Genomic DNA, 24,827 nt, shown 5'->3' with positions numbered 1-24,827 from the left:
GTCAACTATTATATATATATTAGTTGACAATATAAACATAATTATAACAAATCTTCTTTATTATCAATGAATCTTACTCAGTGGAAGTTTGTATTCCCACTGAGTTTAGATGAATTATCCAGGGACGTGCCGATGTTATCTCTACCTTTAGAAAAGTAGAGAACCAAAATCTTGATTTTGTGTGAATCGCTTTCGCTGTGTGCAAGCAGACAAAACAAAATTTATTTTGTATTTGGTCGCTTTCACAGAGTGCGGTGGAGTGTTACAGCGGCTAGCCATCGGATAAATGGATATCTTCCTAAAATTTTGTATTCATATACTATTTATTAAGTGTATATATATTTCAATAAATATTACAAAACTTAGCATTATTTTACATATAATCAGTATACCTTTACAAAATACAATTTTTGTGACAAACTGTATAATAGTAGTAGATAAATAGACCTTTAGACTGTACTTACAGTGAATTTTATAAGAAATGAGGTATCCCGCAACTATGAAAAAAAAAATTTTATTAAGCCTTCTATTAATCTCTGTTCTTATGCTTGTATTTGGATGCAGTAATACCAACACTGCTAAAGACTCTTTTGATAAATACGTAAAAGCTTGGAGTAAAAGTGATTTCAAAAACATGTATTCTTATTTAAGTTTAGATAGCAAAAAAAACATTACAGAAAAAGATTTTATTGAAAAGTACAAAAATATATATGATGGTATTGATTTAAGTAAAATATCTGTAACTCCTGAATATCCAAAATCTTTGAAGAAAGATGGAAATGGCAATGTAAGCATACCCTTTAAAGTATCAATGAATACCTCTGGTGGAGCAATAAATTTTGAGGATACTGCCTATTTAAAACAAGAAGAAATAAATAACTCAAAAGCTTGGACTATAGTCTGGAGTAATAAAATGATTTTCCCAGATTTAGGTGATGGAGAAAAAGTTAGAGTAGATAAAAAGCTAGGTAATCGTGGTGAAATCCGTAGTGAAAATAGTTCTTATCTTGCAAAGAATGGTTTTGTTGCACAAATAGGAATTATATCAGGAAAATTTAATGCTAATGACTCAAATACGAAAAATAATATTGCACAAATTCTAAATGTTACTTCAGATAGTATTGATAAAAAACTTTCCGCTTCTTATGTTAAGCCAGATATGTTTGTACCTATTGATACTATATCCAAAGATGACTCTGCTAAAATATCAGCCCTTTCACAGATTTCTGGTATTATGATACAAGATAAAGCTGCAAGAGTGTATCCATTAAAAGAAAAAGCAGCTTTCCTTACAGGTTATGTACAACCCATTAGTGCCGAAGAACTTACCAATCTTAAGAGCAAAGGATATACACAGGATGATGTAATAGGTAAAAGTGGATTAGAAAAAATATACGAAAACCAATTACGAGCAGAAGATGGTGCTGAAATATATATAGTAGATAAAAACGGTAATAAGAAAAAAACTTTAGCAAAAAAGGATCCTAAAAATGGTACTGATTTAAATATTACAATAAATACAGATATTCAATCTGCCTTATATGACCAATACAAGGGTGACTCTGGTACCTCTATTGCAATGCAGCCTAAAACTGGAGAAGTATTGGCTCTTGTAAGTTCACCCGCTTATGATCCAAATGATTTTGTATTAGGAATGTCCTCAGATAAATGGAATTCACTTAATAACGATCCTAAAAAGCCTCTTTTAAATAGATTTGAGTCTGCCTTTGCACCAGGCTCAACCTTTAAACCTATTACTGCTGCTGTTGGTTTAAAAACTAATAAGCTTGACCCTAATGCAGCTAAAAATATAAGCGGATTAAAATGGCAAAGAGATAGCAGTTGGGGAGGATATTTCGTAACAAGGACTGAGCAGTATTCGGAACCTTCTAACCTGTTAAACGCATTAGTACATTCAGATAATATATACTTTGCTCAAGCAGCATTAAATATAGGCAAAGATACTTTTGTTTCTGAAGCTAAAAATTTTGGAATAGGTGAAAAGATACCTTTTGAATATGGAATGACAACTTCAAAATTATCTAAAGACAATACAATTAATACAGATATTCAATTAGCAGATTCAGGCTATGGCCAAGGTGAGATGCTCATAAACCCATTACAGCTTACTTCCATTTATACTTCTTTTGTTAATGGAGGTAATATTATAAATCCTTATTTAAACGCTGACAAAAAATCCTCTTCTCAAAGTAAGATATGGAAATCTAATGTCTTTTCCCAGGATATATCCAATACAATATTAAATGACTTAAGTCAAGTTGTATCAAATCCTGAAGGCACTGGACACGGTGCATATATACCAAATATTCCTTTAGCAGGGAAAACTGGCACAGCGGAAATAAAAGCTAATCAAAATGATACCAATGGTACCGAAAATGGTTGGTTTATAGCCGTAAATACTAATAATCCAAAGCTACTAGTATTAGAAATGTATGAAGATGTTAAAAATAGAGGGGGTAGTCATTATGTGGTTCCTAAAGTAAAGGACATCTTCCAGCAATTCTGTAAATAATATAATTAAGGACTTATAGATATCCAAGTTGAAATATAAATCTTATATTTCTTAAATAATGACAGTAAGCTATTTGTGCTTATTAATATTTAATTACGAAATTGGATATCTATAGTTAAGAATTTTGATTTACTGCTTAACTAAGTCCTTCACTTTTAATAGTTATACTTTTATTTAATTTTTTCTATATTTTCATTATATTTACAAAAATAGTTGAATAATTACTATAACATTTGTTAATATATTAAAGTATAGGAGGGATTTTATGGAAAAAAATAATCAGCATAGAATTTTTAAAACTTCAACACAACTTATATTTACTCTTATCCTTGCAATATTATTTGCCATTGGAATAAATAAATACATATTAGCCAGGGCTGATATAGAGGGAACTTCTATGCTCAATACTCTTAATGATAAAGACATAACCTTTGTAGAAAAAATAAGTTCAATGGCTCATATTATAAAAAGAGACGAGATAATAATATTTAATTCTAGAGATGAAAACAATGATCTTTTTATAAAAAGGGTCATTGGCATAGCAGGAGATAAAATACAGATAAAAAATGAGAAAGTGTACATTAATGGCCATATTCTATCCGAACCATATCTAGCCAATAACACCATAACTGACTCTGGTCCATTTATTGGTGACAAAATTTATACTGTTCCAAAAGGCTACGTATTTGTGTTAGGGGATAATAGAGGTAATAGTACTGATAGTAGATTCTTTGGCCCCGTAAATATTAATGATATAAAAGGACATGCAATACTACGAGTTTATCCTTTTAAAAAGATATCACTATTATAAGATGCTAAGCTTAAATTATATTGATTCATAATAAACATCCTTAATTACTATATCAAGTTCTTTCTCTAGATCAATAACCCTATTAGTTCTTCTACTGTCACTGCTCCGTATAATTTTAACATTTGGTCTCAGTGGAAAATTTATATTTATCTTTTCAACAACTGCTATTTCTCCATTAGTTAGATTTACTAAAGTACCTTCTGCGTAAGGTACTATTATTTTCGAGAATACTTCTATATACTTATAATCAAATTGAATTCCACCACTGGCCATAAGATACTCTAGCGCTTCGTTGGGACTCATAGCTTTTCTATAAGGTCTATGAGCTGTTAATGCATCATAAGCATCTGCAATAGCTACAATTTTAGCAAATTTACTTATATGATCTCCCGCTTTACCAGTTGGATATCCTTGTCCACCTGTTCTTTCATGATGCTGTAATGCAATCAAAAGAGAGGTCAATGGAATTTCAAAACTCTCTCTTAAAAACTCGTAACCCTTTTTTGTATGTTGTTTTACTATTTCATACTCCTCATAAGTAAGTTCTGATTCCTTATTTACTATTTCAACAGGAACAAAAACCATGCCTATGTCATGTAGTATAGCTCCAATACAAAGGTCTATTAAATCAAATTTATGTAAATTAAGCTTTATTCCAATTATTAATGATATTATTGCTACATTTACACTATGTTGGAATATATAGTTACTACTACTTTTTATGTCTACCAAATTGATCATTATATCATCTTTTGATAATATCTCTTCAATCAATTCTTTTGTGATATAGACAATTGAATTAAACTCTCCTACCTTATCCTTATAATTAAATACTTCCAATTTATCATCATCAATATTTATGAAACTTTTCTTTATAGCTATTACTGCTTTTTCCCTTATTTCAGGTTTTATTACTTCTTCTATTATTTTATTACTATATTCATCAAATATATATATTGAATATATATCTAAATCTCTTATTTTTTTTATAATAGCATCTGTAAGTATAGCTCCCTTTTTTAGTAATATTTTCCCCTCATTATCGTATATAGATTTTGCCAATTTAGTATTTTCTTTTACACATTGTATAGGAATTAACCGCATCTTGCATCACCACCTAATGTAATAATCTATTAATTAAACTACATATGAATTACAATTTATCCGATGACTAGCCGCTGTAACACTCCACCTTGTAAAAAAGTGGAGATAACATCGACACGTCCTTGGATAATTCATCTAAACTCAGTGGGAATACAAACTCCCACTGAGTAAGATTCATTGATAAAATTGATTAGATTAATATCTTTTTTTACGTATATATCAGATAAAATAATCATTTAAATATATATGCTGCATTAAGATTTAAAGAACTATAAGAACTTTTTCTAAACAACTACATTATACATCAGATAAAAACAAATTTCTCTATATACTTTATTGATATTAATATTTACAAATAATTTTTTAATCTATATATTATAAATCGTTATAATATTAATAATAATTATACCTTTTATCTTACATTTAACACTTTTATCCGATGACTATCCCCTCTGGTACTCCCATCGTACTCTGTGAAAGTGGGAGTAAAGAGTGGCTATGTCCATGGATAACGATTTACCCTAAAGAACAACGATTTCTAAATATCAAAAATACCGATACTAAGAACTCTGTTTATACCATTTGATAAAAATTACATAATGAAAAATATTAATTGTCCCAAAATAGTGAATCTCTTTTTAGCTATTAATAACAGCATATTTTCAATATTATTGTATAATCTATAAAGAATAATTAGAATAACCTATTCCAGTAAATCCGTTAAATACTTTTCAAGTTCTTTACATTTTTCTCTATCCATAGCTTCAATATCCTTAAGTCTATAATCTATACCTAATTTTTCGTATTTATTTATACCCAAGGTATGATAAGGCAAAAGCTCCACTTTCTCTACATTTTTTATGTTTTTAATTATATTAGCTAATTTTTTTATATGATCTTTAGAATCAGTTAAATTAGGAACTACTACATGCCTTATCCAAATTTTTGTACTTGTATTTTCTAATGCTTTTAAAAATTCATTCAAATCCTTTTTTCCTTTACCTGTAATATTTTCGTATCCCTTTTCATCTACATGCTTTATGTCAAGTATAACTAAATCCGTATATTTTAAAATTTCTTCATAATTATCCTCTCCATAGCCAGCAGTATCAATAGTTGTATGAATATTATTTTCTTTGCATAATTTCAATACTTCCACTAAAAATTCTGGTTGTAAAAGTACTTCTCCTCCTGAAAAAGTTACTCCTCCTCCTGACCTTTCAAAATATGGTTTAAATCTTAATATTTTTTTCAATAATTCTTCCGCAGTTATCTCTTCTCCTCCTGATGTATTCCATGTATCAGGATTATGACAGTATGCACATCTTAATCTGCAACCTTGAAAAAATATAACTGTTCTAATACCAGGGCCATCAACCAGTCCCATACTTTCTATTGAGTGAATTCTCCCTCTTATCATAATTACTTCCCCTTCTTATTAATAAATCTTACTTAATTGCAGTTTCTATTTTCTATATCCTACTAGGCTTAGGTAGATTATCTAGAGACTTTTCGTTATTATATATACCTAAAAAAATCTTATTATAGAAACTAGCTGTAGAAGAAATTAAGCAGGCTAATAGCCTGCTTTAATAATTACAATTTTTCGTGGAAAGTTCTGCTTATAACTTCTTTCTGATGCGCCTTTGAAAGCCTATTAAAATTAACAGCATATCCTGACACTCTTATAGTAAGTGTTGGATATTTATCTGGATGATCCATAGCATCTATTAATGTTTCTCTATTGAGCACATTAACATTTAAATGGTGGGCACCCTGACTAAAATATCCTCCCATAACACCAACTAAGTTGTTTATTCTTGCATCATGATCATTTCCCAACGCATTTGGTACTATAGAGAAAGTATTTGAAACACCATCTTCACAGCAAGCATAAGGAACTTTGGCCACAGAATTCAAAGATGCTAATGCACCTTCCATATCTCTTCCGTGCATTGGGTTAGCTCCTGGTGCTAATGGTTCTCCAAGCTTTCTTCCATCAGGAGTTGTACCTGTCTTCTTACCATACATTACATTTGATGTAATAGTAAGTACTGAAAGTGTGTGCTTGGCATTTCTATAAGTTGGGTGCTTCTTTAATTCGGCAGAGAATTTTTCAACAATTTCTCCAGCAATGCTATCTACTCTATCATCATCATTACCATATTTAGGGAAATCCCCCTCTTTAACAAAATCTACGGCAATTCCATTTTCTCTTATAGGCTTTACTTTAGCATATCTTATTGCACTTAGGGAATCAGCAGCTACAGAAAATCCCGCAATACCAAAGGCCATAAGTCTTCCAACCTTCGTATCATGTAATGCCATTTGACTACCTTCATAGGCATATTTATCGTGCATAAAATGTATTATATTCATAGTATTCACATAGAGACCTGCCATATATTCAAGAACCTTAAAATAATTAGCTTTTACCTTTTCATAATCTAATATGCCATCTGTAATAGGTTCAATGTCCGGAACAATTTTTATGCCTTTCTTTTCATCTATACCACCATTTATTGCCAGGAGAAGACATTTAGCTACATTACATCTTGCTCCGAAAAATTGCATCTGTTTTCCAACCTGCATTGCAGATACACAGCAAGCAATTGCATAATCATCTCCATAAATAGGTCTCATTATATCATCATTTTCATACTGAATTGAGTCAGTTAAAATAGACATTTCTGCACAGAATTTTTTAAAACTTTCTGGTAAATTTTCTGACCAAAGTACTGTCATATTAGGCTCTGGTGCAGATCCAAGATTTATAAGTGTATGCAAATATCTAAAGGAATTCTTTGTAACAAGAGTTCTTCCATCTACTCCAACACCAGCTATGGATTCAGTAACCCAGGTTGGATCTCCTGCAAATAACTCATTATATTCTGGAGTTCTTAAATGTCTTACCATTCTCAATTTTATAATAAATTGATCTATTATCTCCTGTGCTTCATCTTCACTAATTAATCCATTTTCCAAATCCCTTTCAATATAAATATCTAAAAAAGTACTTGTCCTTCCAAGTGACATTGCCGCTCCATTATTTTCTTTTACACCAGCTAAATATCCAAAATATAAAAATTGAACTGCTTCCCTTGCATTTACCGCAGGTTTTGATATATCTATTCCGTAGGAAAGAGCCATATTCTTAATTTCTCCAAGAGCTCTTATTTGTTCTGATACTTCCTCTCTAAGCCTTATTAATTCGTCGAGCATATCTCCTTTTAGGGTACTTAGATCTTTTTTCTTTTCTTCTATTAGAAAATCTATTCCATAAAGAGCTATTCTTCTATAATCACCTATTATTCTTCCTCTACCATAGGCATCTGGAAGCCCAGTTAAAACCCCTGCTGATCTAGCTATTTTTGTTTCTTCTGGATAGGCATCAAACACTCCTTGATTATGTGTTTTTCTATAGTTTGTAAAAACATTGTGCATTTCATCACTAATTTTAAAACCATATTCTTTAAGAGATTGCTCTGCCATCCTTATTCCACCAAAAGGATTAGTAATTCTTTTAAGGGGTGCATCTGTCTGAAAACCAACTATAACTTCATTGTCTTTATCTAAGTATCCTGGTTTAAAAGTGTTTATTCCAGAAATTGTTTCCGTATCTACATCAAGTATTCCTTTTTTTAATTCTTCTAAAATAAGAGTAACTGCTTTATCCCAAACCTTTTTAGTTTTTTCTGTAGATCCTTTTAAAAAGCTTTTATCGCCAGTATACTCTTTATAATTTTTTTGAATAAAATCTCTTACGTCAATATTATTGGTCCAGTTTCCTTCTTTAAAGCCTTCCCATTGTTTAATCAAAAATATCAACTCCTTATTCTATAATATTGCTCTATAATATAATCAATTTGTAAAAATTACTAATTAATAATTTTTATTGTAAAATTATTATAACTGATTAATTTAATTATTTCAATACAATAAATAATGTTATTACGAACATTATTTACATTTTCAATTTTCACATTTCACATTATATCATACATTTATTTGTAATTAAAACTATTTATTCGTTATAATTTATTTAAGAATCTAAACTACTGTTGAATAATACAAATATAAAGATTATCACCACTCATGTACAAAGGTCTCTAAGCATTAGATTGAATAAAGACTCTGCCTGACGCTGAGAACTTTGTTTATACAAATATAGCTATAGGTAATATTTCTATCATATTGCCCTCATTGACAATGAATTTATTGCTAAAAGTCTCTATAGAATTTTCAATATTGTTTAATCCCATAAAATCTGTAAAGTAATTTTCATTTATGAAATTCAAGGAGTTATCTCCAAATAAATCCATATAATTATAATTTTTATTATCTATAAAATTTACTACCTTCCCCATTATGCTCACTCCACAACGTCCCGTGTAATCAAATCTGCTTATATTATAGGTTGGATCAACAGGAACAATAAATCTAGATTTAGGAGAACAGAGTTCAGTAGTTACACATCTAATACAATTTTTATTTTTCCATGAATCCATATAAGTTTTTAGATTACTAATTACGTCGACTTTACTGCTATTTACACTTTTAATGTTTCCAAATACATTCTGTATCTCCATATTGTTTATTAAATTCTGAACATAGTAAAATATAGGATTTTGAATAAGTCTGCACTTAACTGTTACAAAATCATTTTCATGTATATTGTTAACCATTTCATTTGAAGATATGTCTTTAAGCAAGTTATTTTTAGACAATAAATTTCTTAAATTCATGAATACTTCTATATCCTTGGAAATAGCAACTTGAGTTTTTTGTTTTGAAAATTCATTTAATATTTGAACATTAACCTCTCCTTGAACATATTTCCCAAAAAGCTCCTGAGAAAATTCGCTTATAGGTCCTCTATAATTAATACTAATTTGCTCTTTTGTGTTTATACTCTTTGATTCAACAAACTCTTGTACAACTACAGTAAAAAGATTATTAACCATATCATTATTTAAATATAAAGGTATAAACGCTTTATTTTCTGTCATCTATCATCACTCCAAATTAATAAATCATCCCATTTATTAATTTTATGATTTTTTAGAACATAATATTTAATTATTTCGTATAATATTATAGCTACCTTGTATAAAGTAGGAGGGATAAACATGCCTATACCTTACAATTTTACAAAAATAAAAGATTCTATAGAAAATAGTGCTAATTCTGCTGTGAAAAAGACAGGTGAATTTATAGAAACTTCAAAATTAAATTTTGAGATCTCAGGAGAAGAAAAGGAAATTCAAAATCTATATAAAAAAATAGGAGAAAGAATATACAAACAATATGAAAAGAATAAACCTGTAGATAATAATCTTATAAAATACTGTAAAGAAATTAAAGAAATCAAATACAAAATTACTGCCATAAGGAAAAAGATAACAAAAATTCAAGACAAAAGAATATGCCCTTTATGTGGAAAGGAAATTGAAAATACTGCTACTTACTGTGAATATTGTGGTTTTAAACAAAAAAATAGAAAAAATTCTTCTAAAGTGTGATTTTAACTTAGATTCTATAAATAGTTATTATAAGCATTACTATTTATACATTTATTTATAATTTTTTTGTCTAATGACTAGCCGCTGTATTACTTATGTGTTCCTAAAATATAATGGACACAAATACAAAATCAATTTTGTTTTGCCTACTCTTCTTAGGAAAGAAATAACAGCGGCACATCTATATATAATTCATCAAAACTGATCTTAACAGTATTTATACTATTTTTCATTTAACCATACCTATTACTCTAAAAATCTTAAATTATTTTCAGCTGCCTAGTTTACCTTTGAGAAGGCTTGATCAAGATCAGCAATTAAATCTTCAGCTTTTTCTAGACCTATAGATAATCTTATTGCCTCTGGAAAGGCTCCGGCTTTATTTCTATTTTCTACACTTAAAGATCCATGAGTTGCTACACATGGCTGAACTAATAATGATCTGGCATCTCCTATGTTAGCAAGAAAACTAAATAGCTCCAAACTATTTATAAACTTGTTAATATCATGCTGATTTCCTTTAAAGCCAAAAGTAAATATAGTACCATAACCATTAGGAAGATACTTTTCTGCTAATTTATTGTTCCTATTACCTTCTACACCAGGGTAGTTAACCCAAGATACTTTTGGATGTGCTGATAAATATTTTACTATTTTTTCTGTAGTCTTCACTTCTTCATTTATTCTCACTGATAGTGTTTCAATACCCTGTAGAATTAAAAATGAATTAAATGGACTTATAGCTGCTCCAAAGTCACTTAAATATCTAAGTCTTATTCTTGTTGTAAAAACTGATGTGGGAACCAATTCATATAAACTTTCATTTTTTGCACTATAATCCGGTGCAGTAAAGTGAGGGAATTTACCATTTTCCCAATTGAATTTACCACTTTCAACAATTATTCCCCCAATTGCTGTTCCATGTCCACCTAATGCCTTTGTAGCCGAATGTACAACTATATCAGCTCCATACTTAATAGGATTTAAAAGATGAGGGGTAGGAAATGTATTATCAATTATAAGAGGAATATCATTCTCATGGGCTATTTTTGCTACCCCCTCTATATCCAGTACATTAATTAACGGATTTCCTATAGATTCAGCAAATATTGCTCTTGTATTAGGCGTAATAGCTTTTCTAAAAGAATTAAGATCATAGGGATCATCAATCCAGTTTACCTTTATACCAAACTGAGGCAAAATATGATTAAAAAGATTGAAGGAGCCTGAATATAAAGTATTTACTGCTGCAATTTCTCCTCCGCCTTCTGCTACATTAAGCAGTGAATAAGTTATTGCTGCCATACCAGAAGCTACTGCAACTGCTGCTGTTCCTCCTTCTAAAGCCGCTATTCTCTTTTCTAGTACATCCGAGGTAGGATTACTTATTCTAGTGTAGTAAAAACCACCCTCCTTAAGAGAATATATTTTTTCTAACCTCTCCGTATCTCCAAAATTAAAGGCTGTTGTCTGATAAATTGGCACAGTTGCAGCATAATTGTGTTCTTTTGGATCATAACCAGCTCTTATCTGCAGTGTTTCAAATCCATATTCCTTTTGTGACATTTAGTAACACACTCCTTTATAGTTTTTCTAGGTGCAAAGCTTCTTTAGGGCAGGTATTTACACATAACCCGCAGCCTACACATTTTGAATTATCCATATAAATAACGACCTCTTTCTTTTGGAATACATCTAATTGGCATCGTTTAGTACATATACCGCAATTTACACATTTATTCTTATCCATAATTGCAACATAGCTTACCAAAGGCCATTTTCCTTCAATACCCAATGCCTTTGATGCTCTTAGAGGATAACAGCAGCAACTACAGCAATTACAAATTGCACCATTTTCTACTGAATGGATAAGGCCCTCTCTATCTGCATGTTTTAATAGTTCTATAGCTTCTTCCTTATTCAATTTTTTTCCATGTCCTCTATCAGAAGAACTATTTAAACCACTTCCCATACTCATACACACATTTCTATCAAAGCTGCAATTTTCTGTTATGGCCTTGCAATCACAGGGCATAACATATATATCATTTTTTGCAGTATTTAAATAATCTATAGCTTCATTTAAGGGCAGTATCTTATTTCCATTCTCAGATATTTTCTCAATGGAACTATTTCTCTTAGCTTCTAAATAATCATTGAAAAGCCAATCTGCTATTTTCTTTCTATCTTCTGATTCTATACAACTCCATTTGTCTCCTTCAAAGGTCGCCATTTTATCAAGTCTATTAGCCAGAGAGCTAAGTTGATATTTTATTATTTCTTCCTCTATAACCTTATCAACCACAGCAGCTTTATAAGCATTGTCCAATAAAACACCTGCAGATTTTCCTAAAATGGTTTCAATTTCCTCTTTAGATAATACTTTATTCCTAATAACAGTTATAAGTTTTAACTGATCTTCGGTATAAATCAAATTCAAGTATGGTATTACAATTTCAGGAATATTTAAAAGTTTTATAATCTCCGCATCATTTGACATATCTTTCTCCTTATATAGTATTGTAATAATGTTCAATAGAAAATCTTATAACATCAGAATCTAATATAATCTGCAATAATAGTGTTGCCATGAAAATCTGCTCAACCATTTTTCTATTTGTTTAGAATACTGTGTGTGCATATAATATCGTTCATAAAAACTATCTTGATTTCTGACAAACATTACAACTAATTATTTAAGAACTACTCCATCTAGTGCTTCTTTTCTATCTTTGCTGTTATATTCTCCCTTAGCTTTCCTATCAGCAATTTTTTCTATAAACAATAATATCTGATTTGCTATTAAGGCCAGACCAGCAGCCATAATGGTACCCCACAAGATTTTTGTTATATAATTCATTCTTAGTCCATCAAATAATATAACTCCTAATCCACCAGCATTAATTACAGATGCAATAGTAGCTATACCTATAGTGGATACAATAGCTATCCTTGTTCCTCCAATTATTATTGGTGCAGCTAAAGGTAATTGAATATATATAAACAACTGCCTGGAATTTAGTCCCATGCCCCTTGCAGCCTCAATAATTGAAGTATCTATTGATTGAAAAGCCATAAGTATATTTCTTACAAGTATATATTGATTATATATTATAAGAACCACCACAGCTGTTTTTTCTCCAAGACCTAAAACCGGAATTAAAAATGCAAACATTGCAAGGCTTGGTATTGAATACAACACTCCAAACAAGGATAATACAATCATAGATGCCCATCGTGAACGTAAGACTAAACTTCCTAAAGCTATTGCAATAAGTAAAGATATTACAACACTTATTACTACTAATTGAATATGCTGCAATAACAATGAAAGCATATCCTCATAATTTTCAAATAGATATTTTATCACAATCATCACCTGGCTTCTCATAAATATCTTGTTCTCTCTGTACAGCCTTAATATTTAGCTGACTCCAATTTATTTTTCCTAAAACATGATGCTTATCATCTTCAACTATAACTGTCTTTACATTATTATTAAGAAAAGTAGTTAACACATCATATAAACTTTCTTCTTTTCCAACTCTTATAGCTTCATGATCAACAGGCAAGTCTAACGGAAGCATGGCAAGTTCTGCTTTTAAATATTTTAGCTTTTGAAGGGCATCCTCTGAAGAGACTAATCGAGCAACAAAATCATTTGCAGGATTAAATAGAATATTATAAGGACTATCAAATTGTTGAATCTTACCTTTATTCATTACGATAACCTTGTCCCCAAGTTTAAAAGCTTCATTAACATCATGAGTTACAAAAACAATTGTCTTGTTAAGCTTTTTTTGTATATTAATTAATTCATCCTGGAGCTTCTGCCTTGTTATAGCGTCAATAGCTCCGAAGGGTTCGTCCATTAACATTATTTCTGGATCTGCCGCCATTGCCCTAGCTAGACCAACTCTCTGCTGCTGTCCACCGGATAATTGCCTAGGATATCTTTTCTTAAAGTCATCTGAGGAAAGGCCCACCAGCTTTAATAAATACTCAACACGCTCAGCTATTTTCTTTTTATCCCAATGCAATATTTTAGGTACTGTTGCTATATTTTGTTCCACAGTCATATGTGGAAATAATCCAATCTGTTGAATAACGTAGCCTATTTTCCTTCTATGTATCTCTACATTCAAGTTTTTTATATTCTCACCAAAAAACAATATTTCCCCAGAAGTAGTTTCATATATTCTATTAATCATCTTTAATAATGTAGTTTTTCCCGAGCCGGAAGTTCCCAAAATAGTTATAAAATTTCCTTTCTCAATACTTAAACTCACTTCTGAAACAGAATACTCTTTAGAATTATTAAATTTTTTACTAACCTTTATAAACTCAATAGCTGTTGTCAATATTTATGTCCCTCCCTTTATTAAAATTTATTTATTTTACTGCAAAATTCTAATCCATTGAATTTCTACGCTGCTATTCTGCAATAATCTATTAAAATATGTTTTATCCGATGACTAATCGCTGTAATGCTCCACCGATTCACACAAAATTAAAAATTTTGGTTCTCTACTTGCACTCTGTGAAAGTGATTCACACAAAATTAAAGATTTTGGTTCTCTACTTTTCTAAAGGTGGATATAACAGCGATACGTCACTGGATAATTCATCTAAACTCAGTGAGAGTACAAACTCCCACTGAGTTTAGATGAATTGATAACTTACCTCCTACAATAATTATATATGAATAAGGTAACTTCTTTTCATCCTCTCAATAAAGGCATGAAATCAAACTACCTATTTAAATTATAAATTTTTTATTTACCAAACTCTTGATTGTAGAATTCATTTGCTACAGTTTTATACTCTTTTTTATCTATGTCCACCTCTGCATTTAATTTTATTAAAGTCTTATTGTCCAATTTAGCAGTAACTTTATTTAAAATATCTTTTATGTCAGGATTCTTATCAAGAATATCCTGTCTCACCACTGGCGCAACGTTGTATGGAGGCCATACATGCTTGTCATCTTCTAATACTACAAACTGGCTATCACTTAATTGGCCTTCTGTAGTATAGGCTACAGCAAGATCTGCTTTATCATTTTTAAGTACATCATACTTTAAGCCATTATCATATAATTTTTCATCTTTGAAATTAAATGGACCATATGCCTTTATTAAAGCCGGAAGTCCATCAGACCTCTTGTCAAATTCTCCCTGTGAGGCAAATCTAATTTTACTTGCATTCTTTTGCAAATCAGAAATTGTATGTATGTTATACTGATCTGAAGCTTTTTTAGTTATAACTAATCCTTGAGAATCATTAGCTGCAGATGGATCTAGCCAAATCAATTTAAATTTATCTTTGTATTTTGCAGAAACTTCATCGTAAACTTCCTTTGAATCATATTTTGGTGCTTCTTTTAAAATTGATAATAAGCCCGTACCTGTATATTCAGGATATAGATCTATATCTCCATTTACCAAAGAAGTATGAACTACTGCATCACCTAAATTCAATTTTCTATCAACCTTATATCCAGCATGCTCTAGTGCATCTGCATATAGTTCTCCTAAAATTAGAGATTCTGTAAAGTTCTTGGAACCAACCTTTATTGTAGGTTTAGAGCCTGAACCATTGGCTGTATTAGTATTATTACCAGTGCTTTTACCGCAGCCTGTAAATATCACAGCAGTAAGTACTGCCACTAGCAAAGGTACTGCAAAAAATTTTTTATTCATATTTAACACTCTCCTAAATAATTATTTTCAATCTCTTTGATATCTTGTAATTCCCTGTTGTAAAAAAAATAATATCATTTCTGCAATAACAGACAAAATTGCCACGGATATTCCTCCTACAAGCAGCATGGTATAATCATTCATGCTTAACCCAGTAAATATAAAATCGCCTAATCCTCCAGCACCTATATAGGATGCCAGCGTAGCACTAGCTATAACCTCCACAGAAGAAGTTCTAACTCCGGTAATTATCAAAGACATTGCCAATGGAACTTGGATTTTAAAAAGTAATTCTCTATAGCCCATACCCATTCCCTTTGCACTTTCAATAATTGATGGAGTAATATTTTTAAAACCCAAATATGTGTTAATAAGTATTGGAGGTACTGCGAGAATTATTAAAGCAACCAATGCAGGAGTAAAACCTGTTCCAAGTATAGGCAATGCCAAAACCAGTATGGCAAGGCTCGGAATAATTCTTAGGAAATTAAAAAAATTCATTACCGGATAGAGAATCTTTGAACTTTTTGAGCATAATATTCCTAAGGGAACAGCTATGGCAGTACTTATCAATACAGCTGTTATACTTATGGATATATGTATAAGGACAGCTGTATAATATTGCTTGGCATTACTTAGTAAAAATTTAATAATTTCATTTAACATTAATGCATATCCTTTCTAAAGATTGGAATTAATTAGATACATAATTAAAAATTATAGATAAAAGCCAGGCTTATATTTATATTAAAATATAGGCTTGGCCTACATGTTATCTGATCAGTCAAATTTCATAGTATTCTTATTTGTTTACTTTTTGTAAGTATACCACGTAGGGTAAACATTGTCAATAATTTATAATTTTCCCTCTGTATACCTTATAATATTTAGCCCATAATATTATTCTTAAATTTCCTATTCACTTATTCTAATTCATAGTAAATAGAATAGGCATAAAAAGTTAGCACTAGCTTTTTATGCCTGTTTTATTAAAAGTCTATAAATATGATTAAACCACAAAAAATTGTAAATTAATTTCCAATATACGATTTATAGCGGTTTCAATGTGAAATCTTCACTTTATATAGTATATATCTTTTATTAAATATACTTTTTGTGAGATAATCATTATCTTAAAGTTCTATAACCTCAAGATCATTAGGAACTATTATTTTACCCTTAAAGTATTCTTGTCCCTCTTCTGAATACAATTCTTTTCTCTTACTTAAATTTTTATCTTCTGTATGAAATAATATAACATTTTCTACTTGTAATTTTGAAGCATTCTCACAGGCATCCTTTACTGTGGAATGATGTTTTTCATAAGGGTTGAACTTTTCTCTCTGAGAATACAAACAAAAGGCCTCATGCATAAGGTAGTTTGATTTATTCGCATAATCAAACACACTTTCATTAAAGGGCTCATCTCCAAGAAAAGTTAACTTCTTCCCATCGCTAAGCTTAGCTGTAAATCCAAATTGAAGAAGTTTTGTACTTCTAATATCAAAGCATTGAAGATGCATATCCAATATATCAAGTATACATTTATCATATATTTCTATAAAAATTATATCTTTATCAATATGATCCACAAATTTTTTCTGTAATAATAAATTGCTTATGGTTCTTATTATATCTATTACATCTTTATGACAATAGATATAAAGCTTACCATGATAATTCCCATTAATAATCTGTTGTGCCACTGCCCTTATTATCCATACAATCCCAGTTATATGATCATTGTGGCTATGGGATATAAACACATTGTGAATTTTATTTATAGGTATATCTGCTTTTTCCAAGTTTGAAAGAATCATATTGCCGCCGCCTGTATCCACAAGAAAATACTCATCTTTACTTGAAATTGTAAAGCAAGTATTATAGCATTTTGTAACCATTGCAGCTCCAGTTCCCAACATTGTTATTTCATTCAATTTAAAGACTCTCCTTTCAATAGCTAAATTATACTATCATATTATTACTCATAAAAAATGCAGTAAAAAAATTTATTCACCATATATACAAATAATTAATGCAGTAAATATTATAGATTGTGTAATAAAAATTTATTTACATCTTATTGCGATTTAATTATTTCTATAGATTAAAACTTTTTTACTCTATAGAATGATTAGAAGATTATATTTAGCAGGCAGATTCAATTTCTACATCCTCTTGCCTATTGCTTTTTAATTGAGATAATATCATTCCCGTAAGCATAAGTAGACATCCTATACTTCCTTTAACTCCCAACTGCTCATTTAGAATCAAAATTCCTCCAATAGTAGCAAATACGGTTTCCATGCTACATATAATTGCTGCATGGGAAGGCTCAGCATTCTTTTGCCCAACAATTTGTAAGGTATAAGCTATCCCTACAGAGCATATACCTCCATAAAGAATAGGTATTAATGCTTGTAAAATTCCACTGGCAGTTATATGTTCAATAAATACAGCCGTTATCATACTTAAAATTGAACAAGTTATAAATTGGAAAAATGCCAATTTTAATACGTTAATTTTTTGAGAAAAATAATCTATCAAAAGTATATGTATTGCAAAAAGAAAAGCGCTGGCAAGTTCAAGCATATCGCTATATGATATACTAAATCTATTTGTAACACATAAAAAATACAAGCCTACTACTGCTATTAGAGCACCAATCCACGTATTAGCTTTAATATGATGTCTTAAAAACAGTCCAAGTATTGGAACAAATACTATATATAGTCCTGTTATAAAAGCCGCCTTTCCTGCCGATGTACCTATGAGTCCAACTTGTTGAAAGGATGCTGCAAAAAAAAGAACTATACCGATAATAACTCCACCTAGTAAATTATTATTACCTTTGATATTTTTAATCTTCACCTTTTCATCTTTATTATTATAAAAAATCATGAGCGGAATTAATGATATGGCCCCTAATGCAAATCTTATACCAGTAAAGGTAAATGGTCCAATATATTTCATGCCAACTCTTTGTGCAACAAAGGCAAATCCCCATATAGCAGCCGCAATTAAAAGTGCTAAACTAGATCCTGTCCCTTTCCTCATTAAAAGTCTCCTTAGAAATTCATTATTTATTTGTTTTATAAACTAGTTATATAAATTTTATTACATATGTTGTAATAATCAGCGTCACCATAAAATGGCTATTTTTTAGACTTCCTCTATTAAATATTATTGATTAAATTTACAATCTTAATTGCAACTTATATATAAACATTAAAATGACAAAAACTTACCTATAATGGATATAACTATTTAGTAAAAGTTTTAATTTTTATTTAAATAGCTCATCCATTATATAATAATTATCTGATTCCTGTTACTTTTCCCTTGAGTGCCTTTAATCTAGAATTTACATATCCAATAAGTTCATTTCTATTGTCCTTTATATCTGCTGGGGCATTAGTAACTATACTTATAATATCTAAGGTATTGCCCTTTACAACATCTGCAATAGCATATCCTAGACACTTATTTTTAACCTTCCAGTAAATATTATTAAATTCATCAGCCTGCCTTTTATTATAATACCCTTTTTCTATTCCAAATTGAAATAAATCTGCTGCTGATTCTAATTCTTCTAAATCACGAAGTTCTAATGTTTCTTTAACAAGATCTTGAAACACTTTCATTTTAAACACTCCTTTTCTATAAGCCATACTTAAATAAATATGGCTACTTTTTCATATACCAAACCTAATAAATATTTTAGACCTATAACTTAATTCATATACCATTTAAATAGGTTAAATATTACACTAGTATAAATTAACTTTCTAATTTATATTACAAGAAAATAAAAAATTAATCTACATATTTAAATAAAATAACCTATAATCTTGTTCAGAATATAGGTCATTTTTAATAATTTCCCTAATGTTATTATACATTTTTATTTTAAAATTTACCACAAGTTTTAAATTTATATATGATTTTAGGATTATAGCCATTAATATATTACTCGTAAAATAAGTAAAAATATTAAATGTTTAAATTTTATTTTTTATTTAAACACATTTAGTCAGTAAATAAATAAAAAACATCCTTAGAATAAGGATGTTTCTTGGTGGCTTACCGGGGAATCGAACCCCGGACAACATGATTAAAAGTCATGTGCTCTACCAACTGAGCTAGTAAACCAAATATTAATTTAGAATAAAATATTGAAAGAGAGAAATCTCTTTCAATAAGAACCCAGCATCGACCTACTCTTCCACAGGGCTACCCCTGCAGTACCATCAGCACATAAGAGCTTAACCTTCGTGTTCGGAATGGGAACGGGTGTTACCTCTAAGTCATAGACACTGGATATATTAAATTGAGAGTTAAAATTAAGAATTAAAATGTACTCTCAAAATTGCATAGTAAAGGGTAAAAGTAAAATATAATATTGTATACTAATATACACTTTAGTAATTTATTTAAATATTGGTCAAGCCCTCGACCTATTAGTATCAGTCAGCTGAATACATTGCTGCACTTACACCTCTGACCTATCAACCTGATGTTCTTTCAGGGGTCTTACTAGCTTACGCTATGGGAAATCTAATCTTGAGGTGGGCTTCACGCTTAGATGCTTTCAGCGTTTATCCCATCCCGACATAGCTACCCAGCTGTGCCACTGGCGTGACAACTGGTGCACCAGAGGTCAGTCCATCCCGGTCCTCTCGTACTAAGGACAGCTCCTCTCAAATTTCCTACGCCCGCGACGGATAGGGACCGAACTGTCTCACGACGTTCTGAACCCAGCTCGCGTGCCGCTTTAATGGGCGAACAGCCCAACCCTTGGGACCTACTTCAGCCCCAGGATGCGACGAGCCGACATCGAGGTGCCAAACCTCCCCGTCGATGTGGACTCTTGGGGGAGATCAGCCTGTTATCCCCGAGGTAGCTTTTATCCGTTGAGCGATGGCCCTCCCACGAGGAACCACCGGATCACTAAGCCCGACTTTCGTCCCTGCTCCACTTGTTTGTGTCGCAGTGAGGCTCCCTTATGCCTTTGCACTCTACGCGCGATTTCCAACCGCGCTGAGGGAACCTTTGGGCGCCTCCGTTACTTTTTTGGAGGCGACCGCCCCAGTCAAACTGCCCATCTAGCAATGTCCCGTGACCAGCTTCATGGCCTCCGGTTAGAATTCCAGTACTGTCAGGGTGGTATCCCAAGGACGACTCCACAGCAGCTGACGCCGCTGTATCCCAGTCTCCCACCTATCCTGTACAGACAATACCGAAACTCAATGCTAAACTACAGTAAAGCTCTACGGGGTCTTTCCGTCCAATCGCGGGTAGCAAGCATCTTCACTTGCACTACAATTTCGCCGGATTCGTTGTTGAGACAGTGCCCAAATCATTACGCCATTCGTGCGGGTCGGAACTTACCCGACAAGGAATTTCGCTACCTTAGGACCGTTATAGTTACGGCCGCCGTTTACTGGGGCTTAAGTTCACCGCTTCGATTACTCTAACGGATCCCCTTAACCTTCCAGCACCGGGCAGGCGTCAGCCCCTATACATCAGCTTACGCTTTAGCAGAGACCTGTGTTTTTGCTAAACAGTTGCTTGGGCCTATCCTCTGCGGCCTACGTTAAGTAGGCACCCCTTCTCCCGAAGTTACGGGGTCAATTTGCCGAGTTCCTTAACAACGATTCTTCCGATGGTCTTAGGATTCTCTCCTCACCTACCTGTGTCGGTTTGCGGTACGGGCACCTTAATTCCTTGATAGAGGCTTTTCTTGGCAGTGTGAAATCAGATACTTCGCTAAAAATTAGCTCCCCATAACACCTCAACTAAGCAGGCGGATTTGCCAACCTGCACGTCTTAGTGCTTAGACGCACATCCAATAGTGCGCACATCTTATCCTTCTGCGTCACCCCATCTCTCAAAACGGAAAAAGGTGGTATCGGAATATCAACCGATTATCCATCACCTACGCCTTTCGGCCTCGGCTTAGGACCCGACTAACCCTGAGCGGACGAGCCTTCCTCAGGAAACCTTAGGTTTTCGACCACTAAGATTCTCACTTAGTTCTCGCTACTTATGCCAGCATACTCACTCCTGTATAGTCCACCGCTCCTTACGGTACGACTTCAATCCATACAGGAAGCTCCTCTACCGCTCTTACGAGCCCATAGCTTCGGTGGTAAGTTTTAGCCCCGGACATTTTCGGCGCAGGATCTCTTGACTAGTGAGCTATTACGCACTCTTTAAATGAGTGGCTGCTTCTGAGCCAACATCCTAGTTGTCTTAGAAATCCCACATCCTTTACCACTTAACTTACACTTAGGGACCTTAGCTGATGATCTGGGCTGTTTCCCTTTTGACTACGGATCTTATCATTCGCAGTCTGACTGCCGAAATAAAAGTATATGGCATTCGGAGTTTGATAGAGTTCAGTAACTGTTGTCAGCCCCTACCTCATTCAGTGCTCTACCTCCATAACTCAATTAATCGACGCTAGCCCTAAAGCTATTTCGAGGAGAACCAGCTATCTCCGAGTTCGATTGGAATTTCTCCGCTATCCACAGCTCATCCCATGGTTTTTCAACACCAATGTGGTTCGGTCCTCCACGGAATTTTACTTCCGCTTCAACCTGGCCATGGATAGGTCACCCGGTTTCGGGTCTACAGCATGCAACTAGTCGCCCTATTAAGACTCGGTTTCCCTTCGGCTGCGCACCAGAAGTGCTTAACCTTGCTGCATACCGTAACTCGCTGGCTCGTTCTACAAAAAGCACGTCGTCACACATAAAAAGTGCTTCGACCGGTTGTAGGCACACGGTTTCAGGTTCTATTTCACTCCCCTTCCGGGGTTCTTTTCACCTTTCCCTCACGGTACTGCTTCACTATCGGTCACTAGAAAGTATTTAGCCTTGGGAGGTGGTCCTCCCAGCTTCCCACAAGGTTTCACGTGTCTCGTGGTACTCTGGAATAGATCCGGCCATTTTCTCTTTTAATCTACAGGACTGTTACCTTCTACGGTAGAGCTTTCCAGAACTCTTCGATTAAGATATTAGGCTTTAATGATCTATCCACAACCCCAGGAACAAAGTTCCTGGTTTGGGCTCATTCCATTTCGCTCGCCGCTACTAAGGAAATCGATATTTCTTTCTCTTCCTCCGGGTACTTAGATGTTTCAGTTCCCCGGGTATGTCTCTATATACCTATGTATTCAGTATAAAGTACATGTCGTTAAGACATGTGGGTTGCCCCATTCGGAAATCTCCGGATCACAGGCTATTTGCGCCTACCCGAAGCTTATCGCAGCTTGTCGCGTCCTTCTTCGACTTCTAGTGCCAAGGCATTCACCATGCGCCCTTTGTAGCTTGACCTGTTATACTCTTAAGCGTTAGCTTTTCGAGTTTAGTCTTTTATTTTGTTTTAATCTTCATTTTATTAAAGATAAAGATTAATTATACAAAGGATATTTGTTTTATTATTTTACTTTACTTTTTGTTTCACTATGCAATTTTCAAAGTACATTTAAGAGATATTGATCTCTCAAAATTAAACAGAGATAAGAGTTAAACAACCATATCACAGTAGTTATCCTACCATGCTTACTCCTTAGAAAGGAGGTGATCCAGCCGCAGGTTCTCCTACGGCTACCTTGTTACGACTTCACCCCAATCACTAATCCCACCTTCGGCCGCTGGCCCCATAAAGGTTACCTCACGGACTTCGGGTGTTACCAGCTCTCATGGTGTGACGGGCGGTGTGTACAAGGCCCGGGAACGTATTCACCGCGACATTCTGATTCGCGATTACTAGCAACTCCAACTTCATGTAGGCGAATTTCAGCCTGCAATCCGAACTGGGATGAGTTTTCAAGTTTGGCTCCACCTCGCGGTATTGCATCTCGTTGTTCTCACCATTGTAGCACGTGTGTAGCCCTAGACATAAGGGGCATGATGATTTGACGTCATCCCCGCCTTCCTCCCGGTTAACCCGGGCAGTCTCACTAGAGTGCTCAACTTAATGGTAGCAACTAATGATAAGGGTTGCGCTCGTTGCGGGACTTAACCCAACATCTCACGACACGAGCTGACGACAACCATGCACCACCTGTCTTCCTGCCCCGAAGGGCTTCACGTATCTCTACGCTATTCAGGAGATGTCAAGTCTAGGTAAGGTTCTTCGCGTTGCTTCGAATTAAACCACATGCTCCGCTGCTTGTGCGGGCCCCCGTCAATTCCTTTGAGTTTTAATCTTGCGACCGTACTTCCCAGGCGGAGTACTTATTGTGTTAACTGCGGCACAGAAGGAGTCGATACCTCCTACACCTAGTACTCATCGTTTACGGCGTGGACTACCAGGGTATCTAATCCTGTTTGCTCCCCACGCTTTCATGCCTCAGCGTCAGTTACAGTCCAGAAAGCCGCCTTCGCCACTGATGTTCTTCCTAATCTCTACGCATTTCACCGCTACACTAGGAATTCCGCTTTCCTCTCCTGCACTCTAGATACCCAGTTTGAAATGCAGTCCCCAGGTTAAGCCCGGGGCTTTCACATCTCACTTAAGTATCCGCCTACACATCCTTTACGCCCAGTAAATCCGGACAACGCTTGCCACCTACGTATTACCGCGGCTGCTGGCACGTAGTTAGCCGTGGCTTCCTCCTTTGGTACCGTCATTATCGTCCCAAAAGACAGAGCTTTACAATCCGAAGACCGTCATCACTCACGCGGCGTTGCTGCATCAGGCTTTCGCCCATTGTGCAATATTCCCCACTGCTGCCTCCCGTAGGAGTCTGGACCGTGTCTCAGTTCCAATGTGGCCGATCACCCTCTCAGGTCGGCTACGCATCGTCGCCTTGGTGAGCCGTTACCTCTCCAACTAGCTAATGCGCCGCGGGTCCATCTCAAAGTGGATTACTCCTTTAATTACTGCTTCATGCGAAGCTGTAATATTATGCGGTATTAATCTCCCTTTCGGGAGGCTATTCCCCTCTTTGAGGCAGGTTACCCACGTGTTACTCACCCGTCCGCCGCTAGAAACCCGAAGGTTTCTCGCTCGACTTGCATGTGTTAAGCACGCCGCCAGCGTTCGTCCTGAGCCAGGATCAAACTCTCAATTTATAAGTTTGATGTTAGCTCATCGCTTTGCGGCATCTTCAAAGAAATAAATAGCCAGTATGCTAGTCTATT

Annotated in this window: 16 protein-coding genes, 1 tRNA gene and 3 rRNA genes; 3 read left to right on the top strand and 17 right to left on the bottom strand. The window is 33.6% G+C overall.

What is annotated here, in order from left to right:
• Positions 1-499 precede the first annotated feature (499 nt).
• Positions 500-2,533 (top strand): penicillin-binding transpeptidase domain-containing protein, encoded by a 2,034-nt coding sequence (locus tag CLOPA_RS00795; protein WP_015613569.1) that lies wholly within the window; start codon positions 500-502, stop codon positions 2,531-2,533.
• Positions 2,534-2,798: 265 nt separating this feature from the next.
• Positions 2,799-3,344, top strand: a complete 546-nt coding sequence (lepB, locus tag CLOPA_RS00790; RefSeq protein ID WP_015613568.1) for a signal peptidase I — start codon at positions 2,799-2,801, stop codon at positions 3,342-3,344.
• Between the two features lie 15 nt (positions 3,345-3,359).
• Here the strand turns inward: lepB and CLOPA_RS00785 are convergent, their stop codons facing one another.
• The 4 genes from CLOPA_RS00785 to CLOPA_RS00770 all read right to left on the bottom strand — a co-directional run bounded on the left by CLOPA_RS00785 (position 3,360) and on the right by CLOPA_RS00770 (position 9,457).
• On the bottom strand, positions 3,360-4,448 hold the full coding sequence (locus CLOPA_RS00785) for an HD-GYP domain-containing protein (protein ID WP_015613567.1): 1,089 nt from the start codon (positions 4,446-4,448) through the stop codon (positions 3,360-3,362).
• Between the two features lie 703 nt (positions 4,449-5,151).
• On the bottom strand, positions 5,152-5,868 hold the full coding sequence (pflA, locus tag CLOPA_RS00780; RefSeq protein WP_015613566.1) for a pyruvate formate-lyase-activating protein: 717 nt from the start codon (positions 5,866-5,868) through the stop codon (positions 5,152-5,154).
• Positions 5,869-6,044: 176 nt separating this feature from the next.
• Positions 6,045-8,267 carry a formate C-acetyltransferase gene (gene pflB / locus CLOPA_RS00775; RefSeq protein ID WP_015613565.1) on the bottom strand — a complete coding sequence of 741 codons (2,223 nt, stop codon included), beginning with the start codon at positions 8,265-8,267 and terminating at the stop codon, positions 6,045-6,047.
• A 338-nt stretch (positions 8,268-8,605) separates the two neighbouring features.
• The gene (locus tag CLOPA_RS00770; protein WP_015613564.1) at positions 8,606-9,457 is read right to left on the bottom strand and encodes a DUF6414 family protein; all 852 of its coding nucleotides are present in this window, start codon (positions 9,455-9,457) and stop codon (positions 8,606-8,608) included.
• Positions 9,458-9,577: 120 nt separating this feature from the next.
• Between CLOPA_RS00770 and CLOPA_RS00765 the strand changes: the two genes are divergently transcribed.
• A complete protein-coding gene (locus CLOPA_RS00765) occupies positions 9,578-9,970 on the top strand; it encodes a zinc ribbon domain-containing protein (RefSeq protein ID WP_015613563.1) in 393 nt (130 codons plus the stop codon).
• A 279-nt stretch (positions 9,971-10,249) separates the two neighbouring features.
• Here CLOPA_RS00765 and CLOPA_RS00760 read toward each other — a convergent pair whose 3' ends face one another.
• The 13 genes from CLOPA_RS00760 to CLOPA_RS00700 all read right to left on the bottom strand — a co-directional run bounded on the left by CLOPA_RS00760 (position 10,250) and on the right by CLOPA_RS00700 (position 24,758).
• Positions 10,250-11,536, bottom strand: a complete 1,287-nt coding sequence (locus CLOPA_RS00760; protein WP_015613562.1) for an O-acetylhomoserine aminocarboxypropyltransferase/cysteine synthase family protein — start codon at positions 11,534-11,536, stop codon at positions 10,250-10,252.
• A gap of 16 nt (positions 11,537-11,552) precedes the next feature.
• Positions 11,553-12,470, bottom strand: coding sequence for a 4Fe-4S binding protein (locus tag CLOPA_RS00755; RefSeq protein WP_015613561.1), 918 nt, complete (start codon positions 12,468-12,470; stop codon positions 11,553-11,555).
• A gap of 192 nt (positions 12,471-12,662) precedes the next feature.
• Positions 12,663-13,346: an ABC transporter permease gene (locus CLOPA_RS00750; RefSeq protein WP_015613560.1), complete on the bottom strand. Its 684-nt coding sequence runs from the start codon at positions 13,344-13,346 to the stop codon at positions 12,663-12,665.
• Complete coding sequence (locus CLOPA_RS00745) at positions 13,321-14,331, bottom strand: ABC transporter ATP-binding protein (protein WP_015613559.1); 1,011 nt, start codon at positions 14,329-14,331, stop codon at positions 13,321-13,323. Before CLOPA_RS00745 ends, CLOPA_RS00750 begins: the two co-directional genes overlap by 26 nt.
• 414 nt (positions 14,332-14,745) lie before the next feature.
• The gene (locus CLOPA_RS00740; protein ID WP_015613558.1) at positions 14,746-15,672 is read right to left on the bottom strand and encodes a glycine betaine ABC transporter substrate-binding protein; all 927 of its coding nucleotides are present in this window, start codon (positions 15,670-15,672) and stop codon (positions 14,746-14,748) included.
• 27 nt (positions 15,673-15,699) lie between these two features.
• Positions 15,700-16,338, bottom strand: coding sequence for an ABC transporter permease (locus CLOPA_RS00735; RefSeq protein WP_015613557.1), 639 nt, complete (start codon positions 16,336-16,338; stop codon positions 15,700-15,702).
• A 467-nt stretch (positions 16,339-16,805) separates the two neighbouring features.
• Positions 16,806-17,609, bottom strand: a complete 804-nt coding sequence (locus tag CLOPA_RS00730; protein ID WP_015613556.1) for an MBL fold metallo-hydrolase — start codon at positions 17,607-17,609, stop codon at positions 16,806-16,808.
• A 211-nt stretch (positions 17,610-17,820) separates the two neighbouring features.
• The gene (locus tag CLOPA_RS00725; protein ID WP_015613555.1) at positions 17,821-18,729 is read right to left on the bottom strand and encodes a DMT family transporter; all 909 of its coding nucleotides are present in this window, start codon (positions 18,727-18,729) and stop codon (positions 17,821-17,823) included.
• Positions 18,730-18,989: 260 nt separating this feature from the next.
• Positions 18,990-19,316 (bottom strand): hypothetical protein, encoded by a 327-nt coding sequence (locus CLOPA_RS00720; protein ID WP_015613554.1) that lies wholly within the window; start codon positions 19,314-19,316, stop codon positions 18,990-18,992.
• Between the two features lie 432 nt (positions 19,317-19,748).
• Positions 19,749-19,824: transfer RNA gene (locus tag CLOPA_RS00715), tRNA-Lys, on the bottom strand.
• A gap of 52 nt (positions 19,825-19,876) precedes the next feature.
• A 5S ribosomal RNA gene (gene rrf / locus CLOPA_RS00710) occupies positions 19,877-19,993 on the bottom strand.
• Between the two features lie 119 nt (positions 19,994-20,112).
• Positions 20,113-23,012: ribosomal RNA gene (locus tag CLOPA_RS00705) — 23S ribosomal RNA — on the bottom strand.
• A gap of 239 nt (positions 23,013-23,251) precedes the next feature.
• Positions 23,252-24,758, bottom strand: a 16S ribosomal RNA gene (locus tag CLOPA_RS00700).
• The 16S, 23S and 5S rRNA genes sit together here with 1 tRNA gene alongside, the layout of an rRNA operon.
• Positions 24,759-24,827 lie beyond the last annotated feature (69 nt).

The organism is Clostridium pasteurianum BC1 (assembly GCF_000389635.1).
In the GTDB taxonomy this organism is placed as follows: Bacteria; Bacillota; Clostridia; order Clostridiales; family Clostridiaceae; genus Clostridium_I; species Clostridium_I pasteurianum_A.
Note: the sequence above shows the minus strand (reverse complement) of the source record. Positions and strands in the feature narration are given on the sequence as shown.